Source organism: Homoserinibacter gongjuensis (genome assembly GCF_030161875.1).
Classification (GTDB): domain Bacteria; phylum Actinomycetota; class Actinomycetes; order Actinomycetales; family Microbacteriaceae; genus Homoserinibacter; species Homoserinibacter gongjuensis.
The window spans coordinates 1,879,353-1,896,886 of sequence record NZ_BSVA01000001.1 but is presented as its reverse complement, the minus strand read 5'-3'; the positions used below and the strand labels follow the sequence as shown (position 1 = coordinate 1,896,886).

Annotated in this window: 12 protein-coding genes, 1 tRNA gene and 6 pseudogenes; 4 read left to right on the top strand and 15 right to left on the bottom strand. The window is 71.0% G+C overall.

Going from position 1 to position 17,534, the window contains the following annotated elements; genetic code table 11:
• Positions 1 to 18: 18 nt before the first annotated feature.
• A pseudogene (locus tag QQK29_RS10285) lies at positions 19 to 911 on the bottom strand (M48 family metalloprotease).
• Positions 912 to 979: 68 nt separating this feature from the next.
• Complete coding sequence (locus tag QQK29_RS10280; protein ID WP_284300047.1) at positions 980 to 1,552, bottom strand: LemA family protein; 573 nt, start codon at positions 1,550 to 1,552, stop codon at positions 980 to 982.
• 164 nt (positions 1,553 to 1,716) lie between these two features.
• On the opposite strand from QQK29_RS10280, the gene QQK29_RS10275 reads away from it, so the two are divergent.
• The 3 genes and pseudogenes from QQK29_RS10275 to QQK29_RS10265 all read left to right on the top strand — a co-directional run bounded on the left by QQK29_RS10275 (position 1,717) and on the right by QQK29_RS10265 (position 3,977).
• Positions 1,717 to 2,499, top strand: coding sequence for a TetR/AcrR family transcriptional regulator (locus tag QQK29_RS10275; RefSeq protein ID WP_284300045.1), 783 nt, complete (start codon positions 1,717 to 1,719; stop codon positions 2,497 to 2,499).
• 11 nt (positions 2,500 to 2,510) lie between these two features.
• Positions 2,511 to 3,017: pseudogene (locus QQK29_RS10270) on the top strand (ABC transporter ATP-binding protein); the annotation flags it as partial.
• Positions 3,018 to 3,245: 228 nt separating this feature from the next.
• The gene (locus tag QQK29_RS10265) at positions 3,246 to 3,977 is read left to right on the top strand and encodes an ABC transporter permease (protein WP_284301944.1); all 732 of its coding nucleotides are present in this window, start codon (positions 3,246 to 3,248) and stop codon (positions 3,975 to 3,977) included.
• A 139-nt stretch (positions 3,978 to 4,116) separates the two neighbouring features.
• Here QQK29_RS10265 and QQK29_RS10260 read toward each other — a convergent pair whose 3' ends face one another.
• The 4 genes and pseudogenes from QQK29_RS10260 to QQK29_RS10245 all read right to left on the bottom strand — a co-directional run bounded on the left by QQK29_RS10260 (position 4,117) and on the right by QQK29_RS10245 (position 8,608).
• Entirely contained in the window at positions 4,117 to 5,427 is a 1,311-nt protein-coding gene (locus QQK29_RS10260; protein WP_431308789.1) for a D-arabinono-1,4-lactone oxidase, read from the bottom strand.
• Positions 5,428 to 5,459: 32 nt separating this feature from the next.
• A pseudogene (locus QQK29_RS10255) lies at positions 5,460 to 6,612 on the bottom strand (type III PLP-dependent enzyme domain-containing protein).
• A gap of 72 nt (positions 6,613 to 6,684) precedes the next feature.
• A complete protein-coding gene (locus tag QQK29_RS10250; RefSeq protein WP_284300041.1) occupies positions 6,685 to 7,968 on the bottom strand; it encodes an MFS transporter in 1,284 nt (427 codons plus the stop codon).
• Between the two features lie 25 nt (positions 7,969 to 7,993).
• The gene (locus tag QQK29_RS10245) at positions 7,994 to 8,608 is read right to left on the bottom strand and encodes a TetR/AcrR family transcriptional regulator (RefSeq protein ID WP_284300039.1); all 615 of its coding nucleotides are present in this window, start codon (positions 8,606 to 8,608) and stop codon (positions 7,994 to 7,996) included.
• Between the two features lie 169 nt (positions 8,609 to 8,777).
• On the opposite strand from QQK29_RS10245, the gene QQK29_RS10240 reads away from it, so the two are divergent.
• A tRNA-Leu gene (locus tag QQK29_RS10240) sits at positions 8,778 to 8,851 on the top strand.
• A 2-nt stretch (positions 8,852 to 8,853) separates the two neighbouring features.
• On the opposite strand, the gene QQK29_RS10235 is transcribed toward QQK29_RS10240, so the two are convergent.
• The 9 genes and pseudogenes from QQK29_RS10235 to eno form a co-directional block, all read right to left on the bottom strand.
• Complete coding sequence (locus tag QQK29_RS10235; RefSeq protein WP_284300037.1) at positions 8,854 to 9,780, bottom strand: RNA polymerase sigma-70 factor; 927 nt, start codon at positions 9,778 to 9,780, stop codon at positions 8,854 to 8,856.
• 100 nt (positions 9,781 to 9,880) lie between these two features.
• The gene (locus QQK29_RS10230; RefSeq protein ID WP_284300035.1) at positions 9,881 to 10,633 is read right to left on the bottom strand and encodes an NAD-dependent epimerase/dehydratase family protein; all 753 of its coding nucleotides are present in this window, start codon (positions 10,631 to 10,633) and stop codon (positions 9,881 to 9,883) included.
• A gap of 130 nt (positions 10,634 to 10,763) precedes the next feature.
• Positions 10,764 to 12,050, bottom strand: coding sequence for an MFS transporter (locus tag QQK29_RS10225; protein WP_284300033.1), 1,287 nt, complete (start codon positions 12,048 to 12,050; stop codon positions 10,764 to 10,766).
• A 96-nt stretch (positions 12,051 to 12,146) separates the two neighbouring features.
• Positions 12,147 to 13,468: pseudogene (locus tag QQK29_RS10220) on the bottom strand (NAD(P)/FAD-dependent oxidoreductase).
• Between the two features lie 40 nt (positions 13,469 to 13,508).
• Positions 13,509 to 14,303 (bottom strand): S8 family peptidase, encoded by a 795-nt coding sequence (locus tag QQK29_RS18895; RefSeq protein ID WP_488803243.1) that lies wholly within the window; start codon positions 14,301 to 14,303, stop codon positions 13,509 to 13,511.
• Between the two features lie 92 nt (positions 14,304 to 14,395).
• Positions 14,396 to 14,854, bottom strand: a pseudogene (locus QQK29_RS18890) (S8 family serine peptidase); the annotation flags it as partial.
• On the bottom strand, positions 14,778 to 15,299 hold the full coding sequence (locus QQK29_RS10210) for a DUF501 domain-containing protein (RefSeq protein WP_284300031.1): 522 nt from the start codon (positions 15,297 to 15,299) through the stop codon (positions 14,778 to 14,780). The gene QQK29_RS10210 and the pseudogene QQK29_RS18890, both read right to left, overlap by 77 nt.
• Positions 15,296 to 15,829 carry an FtsB family cell division protein gene (locus QQK29_RS10205; protein WP_284300029.1) on the bottom strand — a complete coding sequence of 178 codons (534 nt, stop codon included), beginning with the start codon at positions 15,827 to 15,829 and terminating at the stop codon, positions 15,296 to 15,298. Before QQK29_RS10205 ends, QQK29_RS10210 begins: the two co-directional genes overlap by 4 nt.
• Before the next feature lie 354 nt (positions 15,830 to 16,183).
• A pseudogene (gene eno, locus QQK29_RS10200) lies at positions 16,184 to 17,454 on the bottom strand (phosphopyruvate hydratase).
• Positions 17,455 to 17,534 lie beyond the last annotated feature (80 nt).

Here is a 17,534-nt window from a genome sequence, read left to right as displayed (position 1 = left end):
CGCGCGATCAGATAGACCCTAGAAGCGGTCGGCGTTGGCGCGCAGGCGCGCGATGCGGTCGTCCAGCGGCGGGTGCGTCGCGAACAGCCGCTGCAGGAATCCGGGCTTGTTGGGGTCGGAGATCCACAGGTGCGACATCGAGGTGTTGGTGCGCGTCACCGGGCGTCCGTAGTACTTGAGCTTCTCCAGGGCTCGGGCGAGCGCCTCGGGATGCCGCGTCGTCATGGCACCCGTCGCATCCGCCAGATACTCCCGCTGACGCGACACGGCCGCCTGCACCACGCCGGCGATGAGGGGGCGATGATCGCCGCGACGAGGCCGATCACGAGCATGACGATCGCAGCCGGACCGCCGCCGTTGTTGTTCGAGCGGCCCCGCCCGCCGAAGAATGTCAGCCGCAGCGCGATGTCGGCGATGAGGCCGATCGCGATCACGAGGCCGAACACGATGAGCGAGACGCGGATGTCGTAGTTCTTCACGTGGCCGAGCTCGTGCGCCATGACACCCTCGAGTTCCGCGTCGTCCATGATCTCGAGGATGCCCGTGGTGGCCGCGACGACGGCGTGCTCGGGGTCGCGTCCCGTGGCGAACGCGTTGGGCGCCGGGTCGTTGATCACGTAGACCTTCGGCATCGGCAGCCCCTCGGTGATCGCGAGGTTCTCGACGATGCGGTACAGGCGCGGGTTGTCCCACTTCGAGATCTCGATGGCGCCGGTCAGGGCGAGCGTCTCGCTCGTGGCCGCGTAGTACTGGATGACCGCGTACACGGCGGCGATGACGAGCGTGATGCCCGCCACCCACCAGTTGCCGACGATCCAGGCCGTGAGCGTGCCGAGGGCGCCGATGATGACGAGGAACAGCACGATGATGAGGATCGTGTTGCGCTTGTTCTTCGCGATGGCGGAGTACATGGGGTGCCTGTGCTAGGTGCGGGGGTCTCGATACGCCGCTGCGCGGCGACTCGACCAACGGGTCTGAATCAGAACTGCACGCGGGGCGGCTCGGCGATCGCGGCGGCATCCGCCACCTCGAAGAACTCGCGCTCGGTGAATCCGAGCCCGCGCACGAAGAGCGTGTTCGGGAAGATCTTGATCTTGGTGTTGAGCTCGCGCACGCCGCCGTTGTAGAAGCGACGCGACGCCTGGATCTTGTCTTCGGTGTCGACGAGCTCGCCCTGCAGCTGCAGGAAGTTCTGGTTGGCCTGCAGCTGCGGGTAGGCCTCGGCCACCGCGAAGATCGACTTCATCGCCGCTTGGAACTGATTCTCGGCCACCGCAGCCTCGGCGGGCGTCGAGGCGCTCACCGTGGCGGCGCGCGCGGCGGTCACCTGCTCGAAGACGCCCTTCTCGTGCGCTGCGTAACCCTTGACCGTCTCGATGAGGTTCGGGATGAGGTCGGCACGACGCTTGAGCTGCACCGTGATGTCGCTCCAGGCCTCGTCGACACGCACGTTGAGCTTGACCAGCCCGTTGTAGGTCGACCACAGGTAGATGCCGACGATGGCGACGAGCACCACCACGATGATGAGGATGACGAGCGCGATGGGATCCATAGCGAGCATCCTACGGCTACGGAGGGACGCATCCGCTGGCCGTTCGCTCTGGGCGCGCTGACCCGCTCTGCGAGGGACGGCGCGATCGACGCCCGCACGATCGACCGCCCGCACGCCAGAAATGCAGGAGTGCGCGCCCCCAGTTCCCGCCGCCCATGCGAGAAATGCAGGAGGGTGGGCTGATCGACCCCGCTATCCCGGGGGTCGTCGCCCCGCCCGGAGGCGGAACTCCTGCATTTCTGGCAGGAGGGGGAGCGGAGCTCCTGCATTTCTCGCGGGGTGCGCCCGGGGCGGTCGGCCTATGCTGCGAGGGTGAGCGAGGCGGATGCGGCCCCCGGCGCGGCAGGCGACGCAAGGGCGACGGCGACGCGAGGGGTGCGATCCTGAAGGCCGCCGGCACGGAGTTCCTCGCGAACGGCTACGACGGTACCTCGCTGCGGGCGGTGGCGCGGAGGGCCGGGGTCGATCCGGCGCTCGTGCACCACTACTTCGACGACAAGGCCGCACTCTTCATGGAGTCGCTCGAGGCGCCCGTTCGCCCGCAGGACATCGTGCGTCGTGCGCTGGCAGCGCCGCGTGACCGCATCGGTGAGACCGTGGTTCGCGCGGTGCTCGAGGCACTCGACACACCCGCCACCCGCGACCGCATGCGGCAGCTCGTGCGCACCGCGCTCGGGCACGACTTCGCGGCGCGGATGCTGCGGCAGTTCGTGCTGCGCGAGGTGCTGGGCCGCATCGCCGGGGCGATCGATGCCCCGGATGCGCAGTTCCGCGCGACGCTCGCCGCCTCGCAGATCGTGGGCCTCATGGTCGTGCGGGCCGGGCTGCAGGCGGAGCCGCTCGCCTCGGCGCCCATCGACGACGTGGTAGCCCGCATCGGTCCCGTAGTGCAGTGGCACCTCGTGGACTTCGGCACTCTTGACACCCCGGGGGCGACAGGCGAATAATTCACCGCGTGATGAATTATTCCGCGGCGGTCGTCGTGAGCGACCTCGTCGTACGGCGCGGGCGCAGCGACATCCTGCGCGGCGTCGACGCGCACATCCCCGAGGGCCAGGTGGTGGGCCTGCTCGGGCCGAGCGGCGCCGGCAAGACCACCCTCATGCGCACGATCATCGGGGCGCAGCGCACGGCATCCGGAACCGTCGAGGTGTTCGGCCGCCCCGCCGGCCACGCCGCCCTGCGTCGTGAGCTCGGCTACATGGCGCAGTCCTCGGCCATCTACGACGACCTCACGGTCGAGCAGAACCTCGACTACTTCCGCCGCGTGCTCGGGGCGCCGAAGACGGATGTCGCCCGCGTCGTCGACGAGGTCGGCCTCGGTTCGGTGCGGCGCAACCTGGCAGCCCAGCTCTCGGGTGGCCAGCGCAGCCGAGTCTCGCTGGGCATCGCCCTGCTCGGCACCCCGCGCCTGCTCGTGCTCGACGAGCCGACCGTCGGCCTCGACCCCGTGCTGCGCGAGGAGCTATGGGGGCTCTTCGCCCGGCTCGCGGAGACGGGCACGACGCTGCTCGTCTCGAGCCACGTCATGGACGAGGCCCGGCGCTGCGACCGCCTGCTGCTCGTGCGCGACGGCCGCATCATCGCCGACGAGACGCCCGACGGCCTGCTCGCGGTGACCGGCGCATCCGATCACGACGAGGCGTTCCTGCGGCTCGTCGAACGCGACATCGCGGCCGGATCGGAGGGCGGCATGAACCCGCGACTCACGCTCGCCACCGCCGGGCGCGTGCTCACCCAGGTGCGGCACGACCCGCGCACGATCGCGCTGCTCGTGGTCGTGCCGGCCCTCCTCGTCGGCCTCATCGCCTGGATCTTCGACGACACCCCCGTGTTCGACCAGGTGGGGCCCGCGATGCTCGGCATGTTTCCGTTCATCGTGATGTTCCTCGTGACGAGCATCACGACGCTGCGCGAGCGACGCAGCGGCACCCTCGAGCGGCTGCTCACGCTGCCGCTTCACAAGGGCGACTTCATCGGCGGCTACGCGATCGCCTTCGGACTCCTCGCCGCGCTACAGGCGGCCGCGGCGGTCGCTTGGGCCGTGTGGGGCTGCGGCCTCGAGGTGGAGGGGTCGGTGTGGCTGCTCGTGCTGGTGGCCGTCGTGAACGGGCTGCTCGGCACGATGCTCGGCCTGCTCGCGAGCGCCTTCGCCACCACCGAGTTCCAGGTGGTGCAGTTCATGCCCGTGTTCGTGGCGCCGCAGGTGCTGCTCGGCGGCATCTTCCTCGCGCGCGATCAGATGCCGGATGCCTTGCGGGCCATTTCGGACTGGTTGCCCCTGTCGTACTCGATCGACGCGCTGAACCTCGTGAAGACGGGCGGCGACACGGGCGAGGTGCTCGTCGACATCCTCATCGTGGCGGCGTTCGCGCTCGGCGCGCTCGTGCTCGCGGCGCTCACCCTGCGGCGGAAGACGGCCTGACCGGCCCCCGCCGCATCCGCTCTCCCCTTGTCGAAAATGCAGGAGAACCCGGGCGTGTCGTCCGCTCTCGCCCTGTATTGACGGGGGAAGGCCCGGATGACTCCTGCATTTTCGACAAGAAACGCGGGAGCGCGGGGCCCTACGCCCCCAGCACGCGGTCGAGGTAGGCGTTGCGGAACACCCGCTGCGGGTCGAGCCGGTCGCGCACCGCGAGGAAGTCGCCGAAGCGCGGGTAGCGCTCGGAGAACACCGCAGCATCCAGGTAGTGCATCTTGCCCCAGTGCGGGCGACCGCCGTGCGCGAGGAAGATCTGCTCGGCGGCGCGGAAGTACTGCTCCGGGTCGTCTTTCACGTAGCGATGCACGGCGATGTAGCCAGACTCGCGGCCGTGGGCGGTGGAGAGCCAGTTCTCGTCGGGGGCGGCGGCGCGCACCTCGACCGGGAACGAGATGCGCCATCCGGATGCGTCGATCATCGCGCGCAGTTCGTGCAACGCCGCGGGCACCTCGTCGAGCGGCAGCGCGTACTCCATCTCGCGGAAGCGCACCCGGCGCGGCGCCGTGAACACCTCGTACGAATCGTCGGCGTACTCGCGGTCGCCGTAGACCTTGGTGGCGAGGCGGTTGATCGACGGCGTGACTCCGGGCGCCAGGTGCCCGAGGTTGCACATGAGGGCGAGGGCGCCGTTCGACATGACCTCCTCCTCGATCCAGTTCGAGAAGGCCCCGACCGGCGCACGTCCCGCATCCAGCGGCAGGCGGGTGTTGGTCTTGGTCATGACGCGATCGGTGTGCGGCCACCAGTAGAGCTCGAAGTGGTCGGCGGCCTCGACGCGCGCGCGGAACTCGTCGATCACCTCGAACGGCTCCGGATGCTCGACGGCGCGCAGCAGGAACGCCGGCACGAGCTGCAGCTCGAGCTCGACGAGGATGCCGAGCGCGCCGAGGCCAAGGCGCACGGCGGGGAGCAGCTCGGTGTTCTCAGCCTCGGAGACGCGCAGCAGCGATCCGTCGCCCGTCACGAGCACGGCGGCCGTGATCATCGTCGCAAGGCCGCCGAAGCCCAGACCCGTGCCATGGGTGCCGGTCGAGGTCGCGCCCGCGATCGACTGCCTGTCGATGTCGCCCATGTTGGGCAGCGCGAGCCCGTACGGGGCGAGAAGCTCGGGCAGCCGGTGCAGCCGTGTGCCGGCGGCGACGCGCACGCGGCCGGTCTCGACATCCGCCGAGATCACGCCCTGCAGCTGGTCGAGGTCGACGAGGATGCCATCGGTTGCCGCGATCGCGGTGAAGCTGTGCCCGGCTCCGACGGTCTTCACCGGCAGGCCGCGCTCGCGCGCCGTGCGCACGAGCGCCTGCACCTGGTCGACGCTCGAGGGCGAGGCGCGGAACACCGGCCGCGAGCCCTCCGATCGCCCCCAGTTGCGCCATGCTCCGGAGGTACGCAGCAGCGCCTCCGCTGTCTGATCGGGCGTCGTCGCCGTCACAGGAACACCTTCCCCTCGCCGCGGTACGTCGGGATGGATGCGAGGATGCGGCCATCCTGCACCAGGGCGAATTCGTCGAGGTGCTCGGCGAGCTCCCCTGCCTTCACATGCCGGAAGAACACGCGGTCGCCCACCGCGAGTTCGCGCGCCGCGTCACCGCGCAGCGGCGTCTGCACCTCGCCTGCCTCCTCGCGCGGCAGCATCCGCAGGCCCTCGGGCCAGGCGGGGCGCGGCAGGCGGTCCTGTCCGGGGGTCCGGATGCGATCCAGCCCCCGCCCAGAACGGTCGCGATGTCGGGGGTCGGCCGGCGCACGACGCTCAACACGAACGAGGCGGCGGGCGCCGGGCGGAAGTGCTCGTAGCCGTCGAACAGCAGCGGGCCGAAGAGGCCCGAGCCCGCGGCGATCTCGGTGACGGCGGGGTCGGCGTGGGTCGACTCGAGCGAGCCCGTGCCGCCCCCGTTCACGAACTCGAGCTCGGCGATCGCGCGCACCGCCGCGACGGCGACCCCGCGGCGCTCGCGCAGCTCGGCGGCCGACGCCTTCTGCATGGCGCGAATCGCGAGCTTGCCCGCCCCTTGTTGCCGACGCCCGCGATCTGCGCCTCGTACGCCATCATCCCGACGAGGGTGAACCCCGGGCGCCCCACGATCTCGGCGGCGAGCACCGCGGCATCCGCTGCCTCGTGCACGGGCGAACGGCGCACGCCGATGTGGCCGAGCAGCGGGTTCAGGTAGCTCGCGTCGAGTTCGAGGCACAGTCGGATGCTCGCGCGCTTGCCCGGGGCCACGACGGCGTCGATGAGGTCGAGCTGGGCGAGCGAGTCGACCATGAGGGTCACGCGCGAGGCGAGCCGCTCGTCGGCGGCCAGGCGGGCGATCGCCGCGCGGTTCGCGGTCGGGTAGCCGACCACGATGTCGTCGTGCGTCTCAGCGAGCCAGAGCGCCTCCGGCAGCGTGTACGCCAGGATGCCGTGGAAACCCGGCAAGGCGAGCACGGCATCCAGCACGCCCCGCACGCGCACCGACTTGCTCGCCACGCGGATCGGGGTGCCCTGCGCGCGGTCGAGCATGTCGAAGGCGTTGGCGGCGAGCGCCTCGACGGAGATGACCCCGTAGGGCGGTTCGAGCCCGTCCGTGGCGGCGGCCAGCTGCGGCCACCACTCCGCGGGCCTCCGCCACGGACGGTCGTTCTGGGGGTGAGGGACAGCATCCGCGTGCGCCTACTTCACGTTGCGCACGAGCGAGACGACGAGGGCTCCCACGATCGCGGCGAACGCCGACAGCATGAAGAGCCCGCGGAAGCCGCCGAGGGCGTCCACGACGAACGCCCCGAGCAGCGGCGCGAGGGCCTGCGGCACCTGGAACGCGATGTTCATGATGCCGAGGTCCTTGCCGCGATCGTGCGGGTCGGGCAGCACCTGGGTGGCGAGAGCCTGGTCGACCGCGAGGAAGGCGCCATAGCCCAGGCCCAGCAGCGCACCGGCCACGAAGGTGGCCTCGTAGGTCGTGACGAACACGAGCACGAACGCGGCGATCGCCTGCAGCAGCGAACCCCAGATCACGAACACCTTGCGGCGCGCGATGCGGTCGGAGAGGTAGCCGACCACGAGCGCCGAGATGACGACACCCACGAGGTAGACGACGATGAGCGGCAGCAGCGCCTCCTCGGCGTTGTCGATGCCGATCTCGAGGCCGAAGGCGAGGTAGTAGAGCAGGAGGCCCGTGCCGAGCGCGTTGCCGGTGTTGACGAGCACGCGGCTGGCGAGGGTCCAGGCAAAGTCGGGGTGCTTGCGGGGCGAGATCCACATGCCGCGCACGAGCGCCTCGAAGCTCGCTTCGGGCCGCTGCTCCTTGGTGATCGGGATCTCCTTGGTGGCGAACAGCACCGGCAGCACGAGAATCGCGAGGCCGATCGCCATCGCGAGGTAGCCGAGGGTGATCGTCGCGAACACCTCGGTGATCAGCAGCACTCCGAGGATGATGCCGATGGCCTGCGGCGCCGACATCCATCCCGACACGAAGCCGCGCTGACGCACCGGCACGAGGTCGGAGATGAGGGCCGTGAGGGCCGAGGCGAGAACGCAGAAGCCCACGATCGTGAGCGACCAGAAGACCGCGATGAGCACGATGCCGTGCACGAGACCGAGCGCGATGAGCGACACCGCGAAGAGCGCCGCGCCGCCGATCACCCACGGGCGGCGGCGCCCGAGCTTTGAGGTCGTGCGGTCGGACAGGAAGCCCGTGATCGGGAACGCCAGGATCGCGCAGAACCCGGCGATGCCCGAGATGATGCCGAAGGCGACGACCGAGTCGGTCCAATCCTGCGGCTTGCCGATCTCGGCGTCGACCTGCAACGGCAGGAGCACCTGGAACGGACCGAGCTGCGCCATCCACACCCCCAACCAGGCGGCGGCGAAGGCGCCGATCCAGGCGCCCGTGACGGCGCGCTGCGGTTCGGCGAAGGCGGCGGGCGCCCCGGTGGCGGTGTACTGCGGTGTGGACATGCGAGCTCCTGAGTGTCGGTGGTGGTCAGGCGGATGCGGCGAACGGCGCGAGAGCGGCGGTCGCGAGGTCGATGGTGCGCTCGGCGGCCGCGTCGTCGCGGTCGGCGAGCCAGGCGAGGGTGACGCCGTCGGTGATCGTCACGACGAGGCGGGCAAGTTCGGCGACGGGCACGGTCCAGCGGATGCCGAGGTGCGTCTCGGCGGCCGTCAGCACCTCGGCGGCGAGGGCGTGGTAGCGGGCGTACTGCTCGGCGGGCAGATCGTCGAGCTCGGGTGAGCGCAGCGCGTACTGGGTGAGCTCGAACATGGCCTGCTCGCGCCCAGGCTGCGCGCGCACGTGATCGAGGTAGGCCGTCAGGGTGCGACGGATGGCGTCACGCGGGTCGACGGCCTCGCCGAGGAGACCCGCGAGGGCGGCATCCCCCTCGTCGGCCACGACGAGTTCCACGACGTCGCGCAGCAGCTCGTCGCGGGAGGGAACGGCGTAGTGGAAGCTGCCGAGCGGCATCTGCGCCTCGGCGACGATCGCGCGCGTCGTGGCCGCGTGAACGCCGTCACGGTCGACCACGGTGAGCGCTGCGCGCGCGAGGGCCACGCGGCGCTCGGCTGCCGACATCCGTGCCACGCCCTCTCCCCTCACCGCCGAGCCCGAAGTTGGACAAGTGTCCCAGACGCGCGACCTGGACGCCACTCCCCTGCTCGGGGGCCGTGTTTATTCGCGGGTGCGTCCCCTTCACTTGCCACTCGTTGTCGCCTCGCACGCGCTGAGGCGACAACGAGTGACGAACGAACGAGCACAATAGGGGCACGCCCTCGTAGCCCAATCGGCAGAGGCAGCCGACTTAAAATCGGCCAAGTGTGGGTTCGAGCCCCACCGAGGGCACCTCACGCATCCGGGTCCCGGCGCACCTCGTACACCGCGCGCACGACCTCCCAGGCGTCGGCGACGGGGCCCAGGTGGGCGAGCTTGTCGGGGTTGACGACCATGCGCACCGCCTGCACCTGGCCGTCGAGGATGTCGAGCGCGATCGTGCCGACGATCCGGTCGCGCTCGTCGTGCATGATCGCGCCCGGCTGCCCGTTGATGGGCTGGGGTTCGACGCGGCCGCCGATCCGCAGGAAGCGGGGGAAGAGGGATGCGAGCACGCGCGCCGCGTTCTCCACGCCCGCCACGGGCTGCGGCCACTGCGGCGCCTTGCCGCCGGCGTCCCAGCTGAGCTGGATGTCGGCGGTGAGCACCCGCTGCAGGCTCTCGACGTCGCCGTCACGAAGGGCGTCGAAGAACCGGGATGCGAGTCGCTCGCGCGTGCGCCGATCGGTGTCGAACCGCGGACGCCCCTCATCCATGTGCCGACGCGCGCGCACCGCGATCTGCCGGCAGGCCGCCTCGGACCGGTCGACCGCCGCGGCGATCGCGGGGAAGTCGAAGGCGAACACCTCGCGCAATACGAAGACCGCGCGCTCGAGCGGGGTGAGCCGCTCCAGCAGCACGAGCGCTGCGATCGAGACGGAGTCCGCGAGTTCGGCGGCGCGCTCCGGGTCGTCGTACGGGTCCGACGTGAGGGGCTCCGGCAGCCAGCTGCCGACGTACTGCTCGCGGCGCACCCGCGCCGAACGCAGCACGTCGATCGACACCCGCGTCACGACCGCCGACAGGAACGCCTTGGGCGACACGGGCGTCGTCGGCGTCTGCTGGAAGCGCAGCCAGGTCTCCTGCACCGCGTCCTCCGCCTCGCTCACGCTGCCGAGGATCCGGTAGGCGATCGCGAAGAGGAGGGGACGCAGTTCCTGGAACTGCTCGGCGCGGGTCACTCCAGCCCCGTCGCGAAACCGTCCCGCCAGGAGGCGAAAGCAGGCTGCCATCCGAGCTCCCGCTTCGCCTTGGCGTTCGAGAAGGCGCGGCCCTCGGTCATCATCCACACCACGAACCCGCCGCCCGCCATGCGCAGCACCCAGGCGGGCACCCGCAGGGCGGCTTCGCGCCGAGCCGCGACGCCAGGTAGGGCAGCCACTCGGACACGGCGGCCGGGTCGTCGTCCACGATGTTGAATACGCCTCCCGCGCGTTGCTCGACAGCCAACACGGTAGCGCTCGCCGCGTCGTCCACGTGCACCCACGAGGTGTGGGCGGCCCCTCCGCCGACGAGCGGGAACTGCCGCTTGCGGATCGGCCCGACCAGCCCGGCACTCGCCCCCGGCCCGTAGAGCCAGCCGTAACGCAGCACGGCCCCGCCGCGAGGCAGCACGACATCGTCGATGTGCCGCAGCGAGGGCGTCGCCAGGTGCTCGGGATCGAGCGGATCGGCCTCGGTCTTCACCCAGCCGCTGTGCCGGATGCCGTTCCAGCTCGCATAGCTCTGCGCCACGAGGTGCACCCCGCCGAGCGAGTCGGCCGCGGCGACCAGGTGATCGAGCCCCTCGGTGCGCAGCCGGGTGGTCGTGGCGAACTCCCGTTCCGGGTGCATGACGTCGAGGTTCTGCGGGATCGAGGTCATCTGGTGCACGATCACCTCGGGTTCGGCGGTTGCGACGGCCTCTCCGACGGATGCGGCGTCGAGTCCGTCCATGAGCACCGCGGTTGCGCCCTGGCTCTCGATCCCCGCCCGCTTCTCGGGCCGCGTCGTCGTCGCGACCACCTCGTGACCGCGCGCCACGAGCAGCGGCACGAGCCTCCGCCCGATGACCCCGGTTCCCCCGCCACGAACACCTTCACGATCGTCTCCTCTCTGCTCGAGCACTGTGCTCTCGAACCCGAGACGAGACGGCGCTGCGGCCTGTGACATCCGCGCGGAGCTGCTACTTCACCCCCGCCACGAGCGCGACGAGCGCGCCCCCGATCGCGGTGAGCACGCCCGCGAGCAGGAAGAGGCTCGAGAACCCGCCCACCGAGGCGACGATGATCGCGCCGAGCAGCGGCGCCATCGCCACGGGCACCTGGTAGGCGACGTTCATGATGCCGAGGTCCTTCGCGCGGTCGCGCGCATCCGGGATCACCTGGGTCGCGAGCGCCTGACCGGCCGCGAGGTACGCGCCGTAGCCGAGGCCGAGCACGGCACCGGCGACGAAGGTGGCCGTGTAGTCGGTCACGAACACCAGGATGAGCGCCGACAGCGCCTGCAGGAGAGCGCCCCAGATCACGAACACCTTGCGCCGTGCGATGCGGTCCGAGATCCAGCCGCACACGAGTGCCGACACGACGACCCCGAGCAGGTAGACGAGGGTGAGCGGCAGGAACGCCGAGCGGGCGTTCTCGAGGCCGAAGCTGAGCCCCTCGGCGACGTAGTAGAGCAGCAGGCCCGTGCCGAGGGCGTTTCCGGCGTTCACGAGGAAGCCGCTCGCCCACGTCCAGGCGAAATCCGGATGCCGGCGCGGCGAGATCCACATGCCCCGCAGCATCGCGGCGAACGACGTCGTCGGGCGCTCCTCGCGCGTGATCGGCGCCTCTTTCACGAGCACGAGCAGCGGCAGCACGAGCACCACGAGCAGCACGGCGAGCACCAGGTAGCCGAGGGTCACCGTCGCGAACACGCTCGTGAACAGCACCGCGCCCAGGATGATGCCGACCGCGCGCGGCGACGACATCCATCCGGCCACCCAGCCGCGCTGCCGTACCGGCACGAGGTCGTTGATGAGGGCGGTGAGAGCGGATGCCGCCACGCTGAAGCCGATGAGGGCGAGCGTCCAGCACACGGTCACGAGGGCGAGGCCGTGCACCATGCCGAGCGCGAGCAGGGCGAGCGCGAAGAGCACGGAGCCGCCGAGGATCCAGGGGCGCCGGCGGCCGAAGCGCGAGATCGTGCGGTCGGAGAGGTAGCCGGCCACCGGGAAGGAGACGATGAGGAACGCGCCCGCGATGCCCGAGACGACGCCGAACGCGAGCACCGAGTCGGTCCAGGCGGCGGTCTCGCCGAGTTCGGCCGACACCTGCAGGGGCAGGGCGACCCGGAACGGCCCGAGCTGCGCCATCCACACCCCGACCCAGGCGGCGGCGAAGGCGGCGATCCACAGTGAGCCGACCGCGCGCTGCGGTTCGGCGAAGGGTGCGGCCGACGGGGGAACGGCGACGGGTGCAGTGCGCGACACAGCGGTCTCCTCTTCATCGAGTTGACCCACTGTCGCAAGTCCGCGCGGCGCGGCCAATCCCCTCTCGAGGGGTCGGAGAGGTTGTCTACTGCGGAGTTACCCCTTCGGGCGCGCCGCGAACTCCTCGAACGCCTCGCGCGGCACATCGCGTGCCGGGATGCCGACGAGGTCGCGCCGGAACAGGAAGTTGATGATCCAGTTGCCGAAGACGCGCGCCTTGCGCTCCCACATCGGCATCGCGAAGCCGTGGTAGCCGCGGTGCATGACCCAGGCGATGAAGCCCGTGATCGCGAGCTTGCGGTACTGGTAGACGCCCACGTAGAGCCCGAGACCGGCGACGGCACCGAGGTTCTTGTGGAAGTAGTCGACCGGCGCGTCGCCCCGGATCACCCCGACGAGGTTCTTCGCGAGTCGCTTGCCCTGACGCACCGCGTGCTGGGCGTTGGGCACGCAGTAGCCGCCGACGCCGCCACCCGAGAGATCGGGAACCGCGGCGACATCACCGGCGGCCCAGGCATCCGGAACGACCTCGCCGTTCTCGTCGACGAGCCGCAGGTCGGCCTGTGTGCGCAGCCGGCCGCGCTCCTCGAGCGGGAGGTCGGTGCCGCGCACCACGGGGTTCGCCATGACGCCCGCGGTCCAGATGATGAGGTCGGATTCGAAGGTCTGGCCGGTCGAGAGCTCGATCTTGCCGTCGACCGCGGATGCGAGCTGGGTGTCGAGGTGCACGGTCGCGCCGCGCTTGTCGAGGTTCTTGAGCACCCAGTGGCTCGTCGGGAGCGACACCTCGGGCATGATGCGGCCCATCGCCTCGATGAGGTGGAAGCGCGTGTCGTCGAACGAGATCGTGTCGTAGGCGCCCACGAGCGCGCTCGCGAAGCTGCGCAGCTCGGCGAACACCTCGATGCCGGCGAAGCCGCCGCCCACGACGACGACGGTCAGCAGCCGGTCGCGCTCCGGGCCGGGGGCATCGTCGAGGCCTTGACGAAGTTCTCGGTCATGCGGTCGCGGATCGAGGCGGCCTCTTCGATCGTCTTGAGGCCGATCGCCTGGTCGGCGACGCCCGGGATCGGGAAGGTGCGCGACACGGCGCCGGCGGTCATGACGATCGTGTCGTACTCGATCGTCCACGGGTCGCCGACGGGCGGGGTGAGCTCGGCCGTCTTGGTGGCGTGGTCGACCTTGGTGACCTTGGCCGTGACGACCTTCGTGTGCCGCAGGTGACGGCGGTGCGGCACCACCGCGTGACGGGGCTCCACGGAGCCCGCGGCGACCTCCGGCAGGAAGGGCTGGTACGTCATGTACGGCAGCGGGTCGACCATCGTGACTTCCGCTTCGCCGCGGCGCAGGTGCTTCTCGAGCTTCTTAGCGGTGTAGAAACCGGCGTAGCCGCCGCCGACGATCAGGATCTTGCGCACGCTGGGGGATCTCCTCGCTGGGGAAAAAGTCGGGTCCAATCTACCGCTTGCGGCGGGTGCCGCTGTACGCGCGCGTCACGCCGAGCAGGAAACCCCCGATCACGAACGCCACGAGCAGTGCTCCGAGCAGCGGCGCGCCGACCTGTCCGAGCTGCAGCGGCGTCGGCAGCAGCACTCCCACCGGGTCGAACGGCTGCTCGGGGCGGGCCTGCGTCACCGGCGGCGGGGCGAGCGTCACGCCGTCGACGGATGCCGGCTGCCGCCGGTTCACGCGGATCCAGTCGGCGAGATCGCCCATCGGGTTCTTCTCGACGTGCGGCACCTCGGCGCGCACCGCGGCATCCGCATCCAGCAGGCCGAAGCCGTAGGCGACGTCGGGGCCGGGATCGCCCGCATCGCGCGCCGTCGCGGTGATGCGGTTGATGACATTGGCGGCGTCGAGCTCGGGATGGGCCGCCATGACGAGCGCGACGACGCCCGCGACGATCGGGGTGGCGCCGCTCGTGCCGTTCCAGCGCACGTAGCTGCCGTCGGGCATGGCGCCCACGAGGCGCTCGCTGGGGGCCGAGACGCCGATCGTGACGCCCTGCGCGGATGCGGAATCGCTCGTCGCGCCCGAACGGTCGACCCCGGCGACCGTCAGCACGCCCGGCATCGTGGCGGGCGCGCCGACCTCCTCGGTGCCGGAGCCGCGGTTGCCGGCCGCGGCGACGATCACGACGTCGTGGTCCATGGCGTAGGAGAAGGCGTCATCCCAGCTCTCGGGCCAGTCGAGGGTGTTGCGGGTGAGCGACATGTTGATGACGTCGGCGCCGTGGTCGACCGCCCACCGCACGCCCTCGGCGATCTGGGTGTCGGAGTCTCCCCGCTGAAGCCGATCGAGATGGCGAGCACGGATGCCTCGGGGGCGCTGCCGATGATGCCCGCGTCGGCACCGGTTCCGCGGCCGGCCGCGAGCGAGGCCACCAGGGTGCCGTGCTCGCCCTCCGACCCGACCGGCGTGCGCCCGTCGGCGGACCCCTTCCCGGAGAGATCGGTGCCGCCCACGACGGCGCCCTCGAGCTCGCGGGGTGAGCCGACGCCGGTGTCGATCACCGCGATCGTCACCCCCGCGCCGCGCGTCACCGACCACGCGTCACGGATGCCGTAGTCGTCGAGCCAGTACTCCGCGTCGCGCACGGCGTCGGCGCGGGCGGCGGGCGCCTCGGGGGCGGCCTCCGCGGCGGGCGCGACGGGTGCGGCGGGTGCGACGGTCACCCCGAGCGCGGATGCCGCGGCGAGCAGCACGGCGACGCGACGGCGGCGCACCTCAGGCTCCGCGCGCGGCGCCCGGCTCGGCACACGTGCAGCGTTCGGGCGACCAGCTCGCACGCGCCAGGGCGGCATCCCCGATCGGGTTGACGCCGGGACCCGCCGCAAGCGCGTGCGCGGCGAGCGCGTGCAGGCACTTGACGCGATCCGGCATGCCGCCCGCCGAGAAGCCCGCGATCTCGGGCACGACCTCGATGCTCTCGCGGTCGGCGAGATAGGACTCGTGCGCGGCACGGTAGGCCGCGGCCACCTGCTCGTCCTCGAGCGTCGCGGCGAGCTCGGGCATCACCCCGGTCGCCTCGAGTGTCGACATGGCCGCTGTGGCGCCCGGATGCGAGAGGTAGTAGAGCGTCGGGAACGGCGTGCCGTCGGGCAGTCGCGGGCTCGTCGCGACGACCGTGGGGTTGCCGCACACGCAGCGCGCGGCGATGCCGATCACCCCGCGCGCGGGGCGGCCCAGCTGGCGCGACACCACGGCCACGTCCGCGTCGGTGGGCTGTTCGAACGGCGGCCGCGTCATCCGCTGCTCCCCTCTGTGGTGCCTGCGCCCTGCACGGGACTGTCGAGCTGTCCGTCGAGCTGCTCGGGCGTCGCCGAGGTCGAGCCGGCCGTGTAGACCGAGGAGAGGAAGGCCGTCATCCAGTCCACCTCGGTGGCCTGGAGCTGGTCGCTGATGGGCTGCTGGTCGTCGACCACGGGGGTGCCGTCGTCGTCGAGCAGCAGGTAGGTCACGTCGCCCGGATAGACGTAGTAGAGCCGGTCGCGCGCCTGCGCTTCGACATAGGCGGGGTCGCCCCAACGGGCCACCTCGGCGTCGAGGTCGTCGAGGTCGTCTTTCGCGTCGTGCACACGCTGCTCGAGTTGGGCGATCTGCTGGCGTTGCTCGACGAGCGTCTTGAGCTGCGGGGCGAGCACCACGAGGGCGGCCACGATGAGCCCGAGCACGGTGAGCGCGAACCCCGACATCCGGAAGTTGCGCAACCACGCGGCCGCGCGCGACGGCTCGGCCATCGCCACGGGCACGCGCTCGGTGCGGGTCTTCGGGCTCACGGTCTCCAGGGTAGGCGACGGGATCGCACGCCGGTCGAGTGCCGCGCGGCATACCGACCCATGCACACGCCGCGTCGCGCGGCGGTGCTGACCGGGTTTCGATACGCTCGCCTCCGCGAGCTCCTCAACCCGCGGGGGTGCGTACGCACCACGCGGTGGTGAACGCGCATGTCATCCCTCACCAGCGGCACCGCATCGAGCCCCGCCCGGCCCTGCCGCAGGACTCAGCCGCGGGCGCGGCGGAACCCCTCGCGAGTCGCTGGCACCGGGCCGGGCGGGAGCGCATCGCCGCAGGCGATACGCGAGGGCATGCGGCTCGTGAGGGGTTCCGCCGCGCCTGCGGCGTCGAGAGAGCTACGCCCGGAAGGCCGAGCGACCGGCGTAGACCGCGGCGTCGCCCAGCTCCTCTTCGATCCGCAGCAACTGGTTGTACTTGGCGACGCGCTCCGAGCGGGCGGGGGCGCCGGTCTTGATCTGGCCGGCATCCGTGGCCACCGCGAGGTCGGCGATCGTGGTGTCCTCGGTCTCGCCCGAGCGGTGCGACAGGATCGCGGTGTAGCCGTGGCGCTGGGCCTTCGCCACCGCATCCAGGGTCTCGGTGAGGGTGCCGATCTGGTTGACCTTCACGAGGATCGAGTTGGCGGCGCCGCGGTCGAGTCCGGTCTGCAGGCGCGTGGGGTTGGTGACGAACAGGTCGTCGCCGACGAGCTGCACCTTGTCGCCGAGCTGGGTGGTGAGGGCGACCCAGGCGTCCCAGTCGTCTTCGGCGAGCGGGTCTTCGATCGTGAGGATCGGGTAGTCGGCGATGAGCTTCGCGTAGTAGTCGATCATCTGGTCGCCGCTGAGCTCCTGGCCTTCGTAGCGGTAGACGCCGTTCTCGAAGAACTCGGTGGATGCGACGTCGAGGCCGAGTGCGATCTGTTCGCCGAGCGTGTAGCCGGCCTTCTCGACCGCGCCGGTGATGAAGTCGAGCGCCTCGCGGGCGGTGGAGAGGTCGGGGCGAAACCGCCCTCGTCGCCGAGGCCCGTGGCGTAGCCCTTGGCGTGCAGCTCGGCCTTGAGGGCGTGGTAGATCTCGGCACCCCAGCGCAGCGCCTCGCGGAAGCTTCCTGCGCCGACGGGCAGCATCATGATCTCCTGCGCGTCGAGGCCGTTATCGGCGTGGGCGCCGCCGTTGATGATGTTCATGAGCGGCACCGGGAGGGTGTGCGCGTTGGGGCCGCCCACGTAGCGGAAGAGCGGCAGGTCGGCCGAGTCGGCGGCGGCCTTGGCGACGGCGAGGCTCACCCCGAGGATGGCATTGGCGCCGAGCTTGGACTTGTTGTCGGTGCCGTCGGCGGCGATGAGCTCGGCGTCGACGAGGCGCTGGTCGGATGCCTCGAAGCCTTCGATGGCGGGGCCGAGCACGTCGAGCACGCCGTCGACGGCCTTCTGCACGCCCTTGCCGAGGTAGCGGCTCTTGTCGCCGTCACGCAGCTCGTAGGCCTCGAAGGCGCCCGTGGAGGCGCCGGAGGGCACAGCGGCACGTGAGACGGTTCCGTCGTCGAGGAGCACCTCGACCTCGACGGTCGGGTTGCCTCGGGAGTCGAGGATCTCGCGGGCGCCGACGGCCTCGATTGCAGACACGGGGTACTCCTTAGGGGGTTTGTGTGGTGAGGGGCTACTGCGCCCGCTGGCGATCCTACCGATTCACCGCATCCGCTCTC

What these genes read in the sequence shown, in the direction of transcription:
- QQK29_RS10280 (WP_284300047.1), bottom strand. Translation starts at nt 1,552, where the DNA reads ATGGATCCCATCGCGCTCGTCATCCTCATCATCGTGGTGGTGCTCGTC.
- QQK29_RS10275 (WP_284300045.1), top strand. Translation starts at nt 1,717, where the DNA reads ATGCAGGAGGGTGGGCTGATCGACCCCGCTATCCCGGGGGTCGTCGCC.
- QQK29_RS10265 (WP_284301944.1), top strand. Translation starts at nt 3,246, where the DNA reads ATGAACCCGCGACTCACGCTCGCCACCGCCGGGCGCGTGCTCACCCAG.
- QQK29_RS10250 (WP_284300041.1), bottom strand. Translation starts at nt 7,968, where the DNA reads ATGTCCACACCGCAGTACACCGCCACCGGGGCGCCCGCCGCCTTCGCC.
- QQK29_RS10210 (WP_284300031.1), bottom strand. Translation starts at nt 15,299, where the DNA reads ATGACGCGGCCGCCGTTCGAACAGCCCACCGACGCGGACGTGGCCGTG.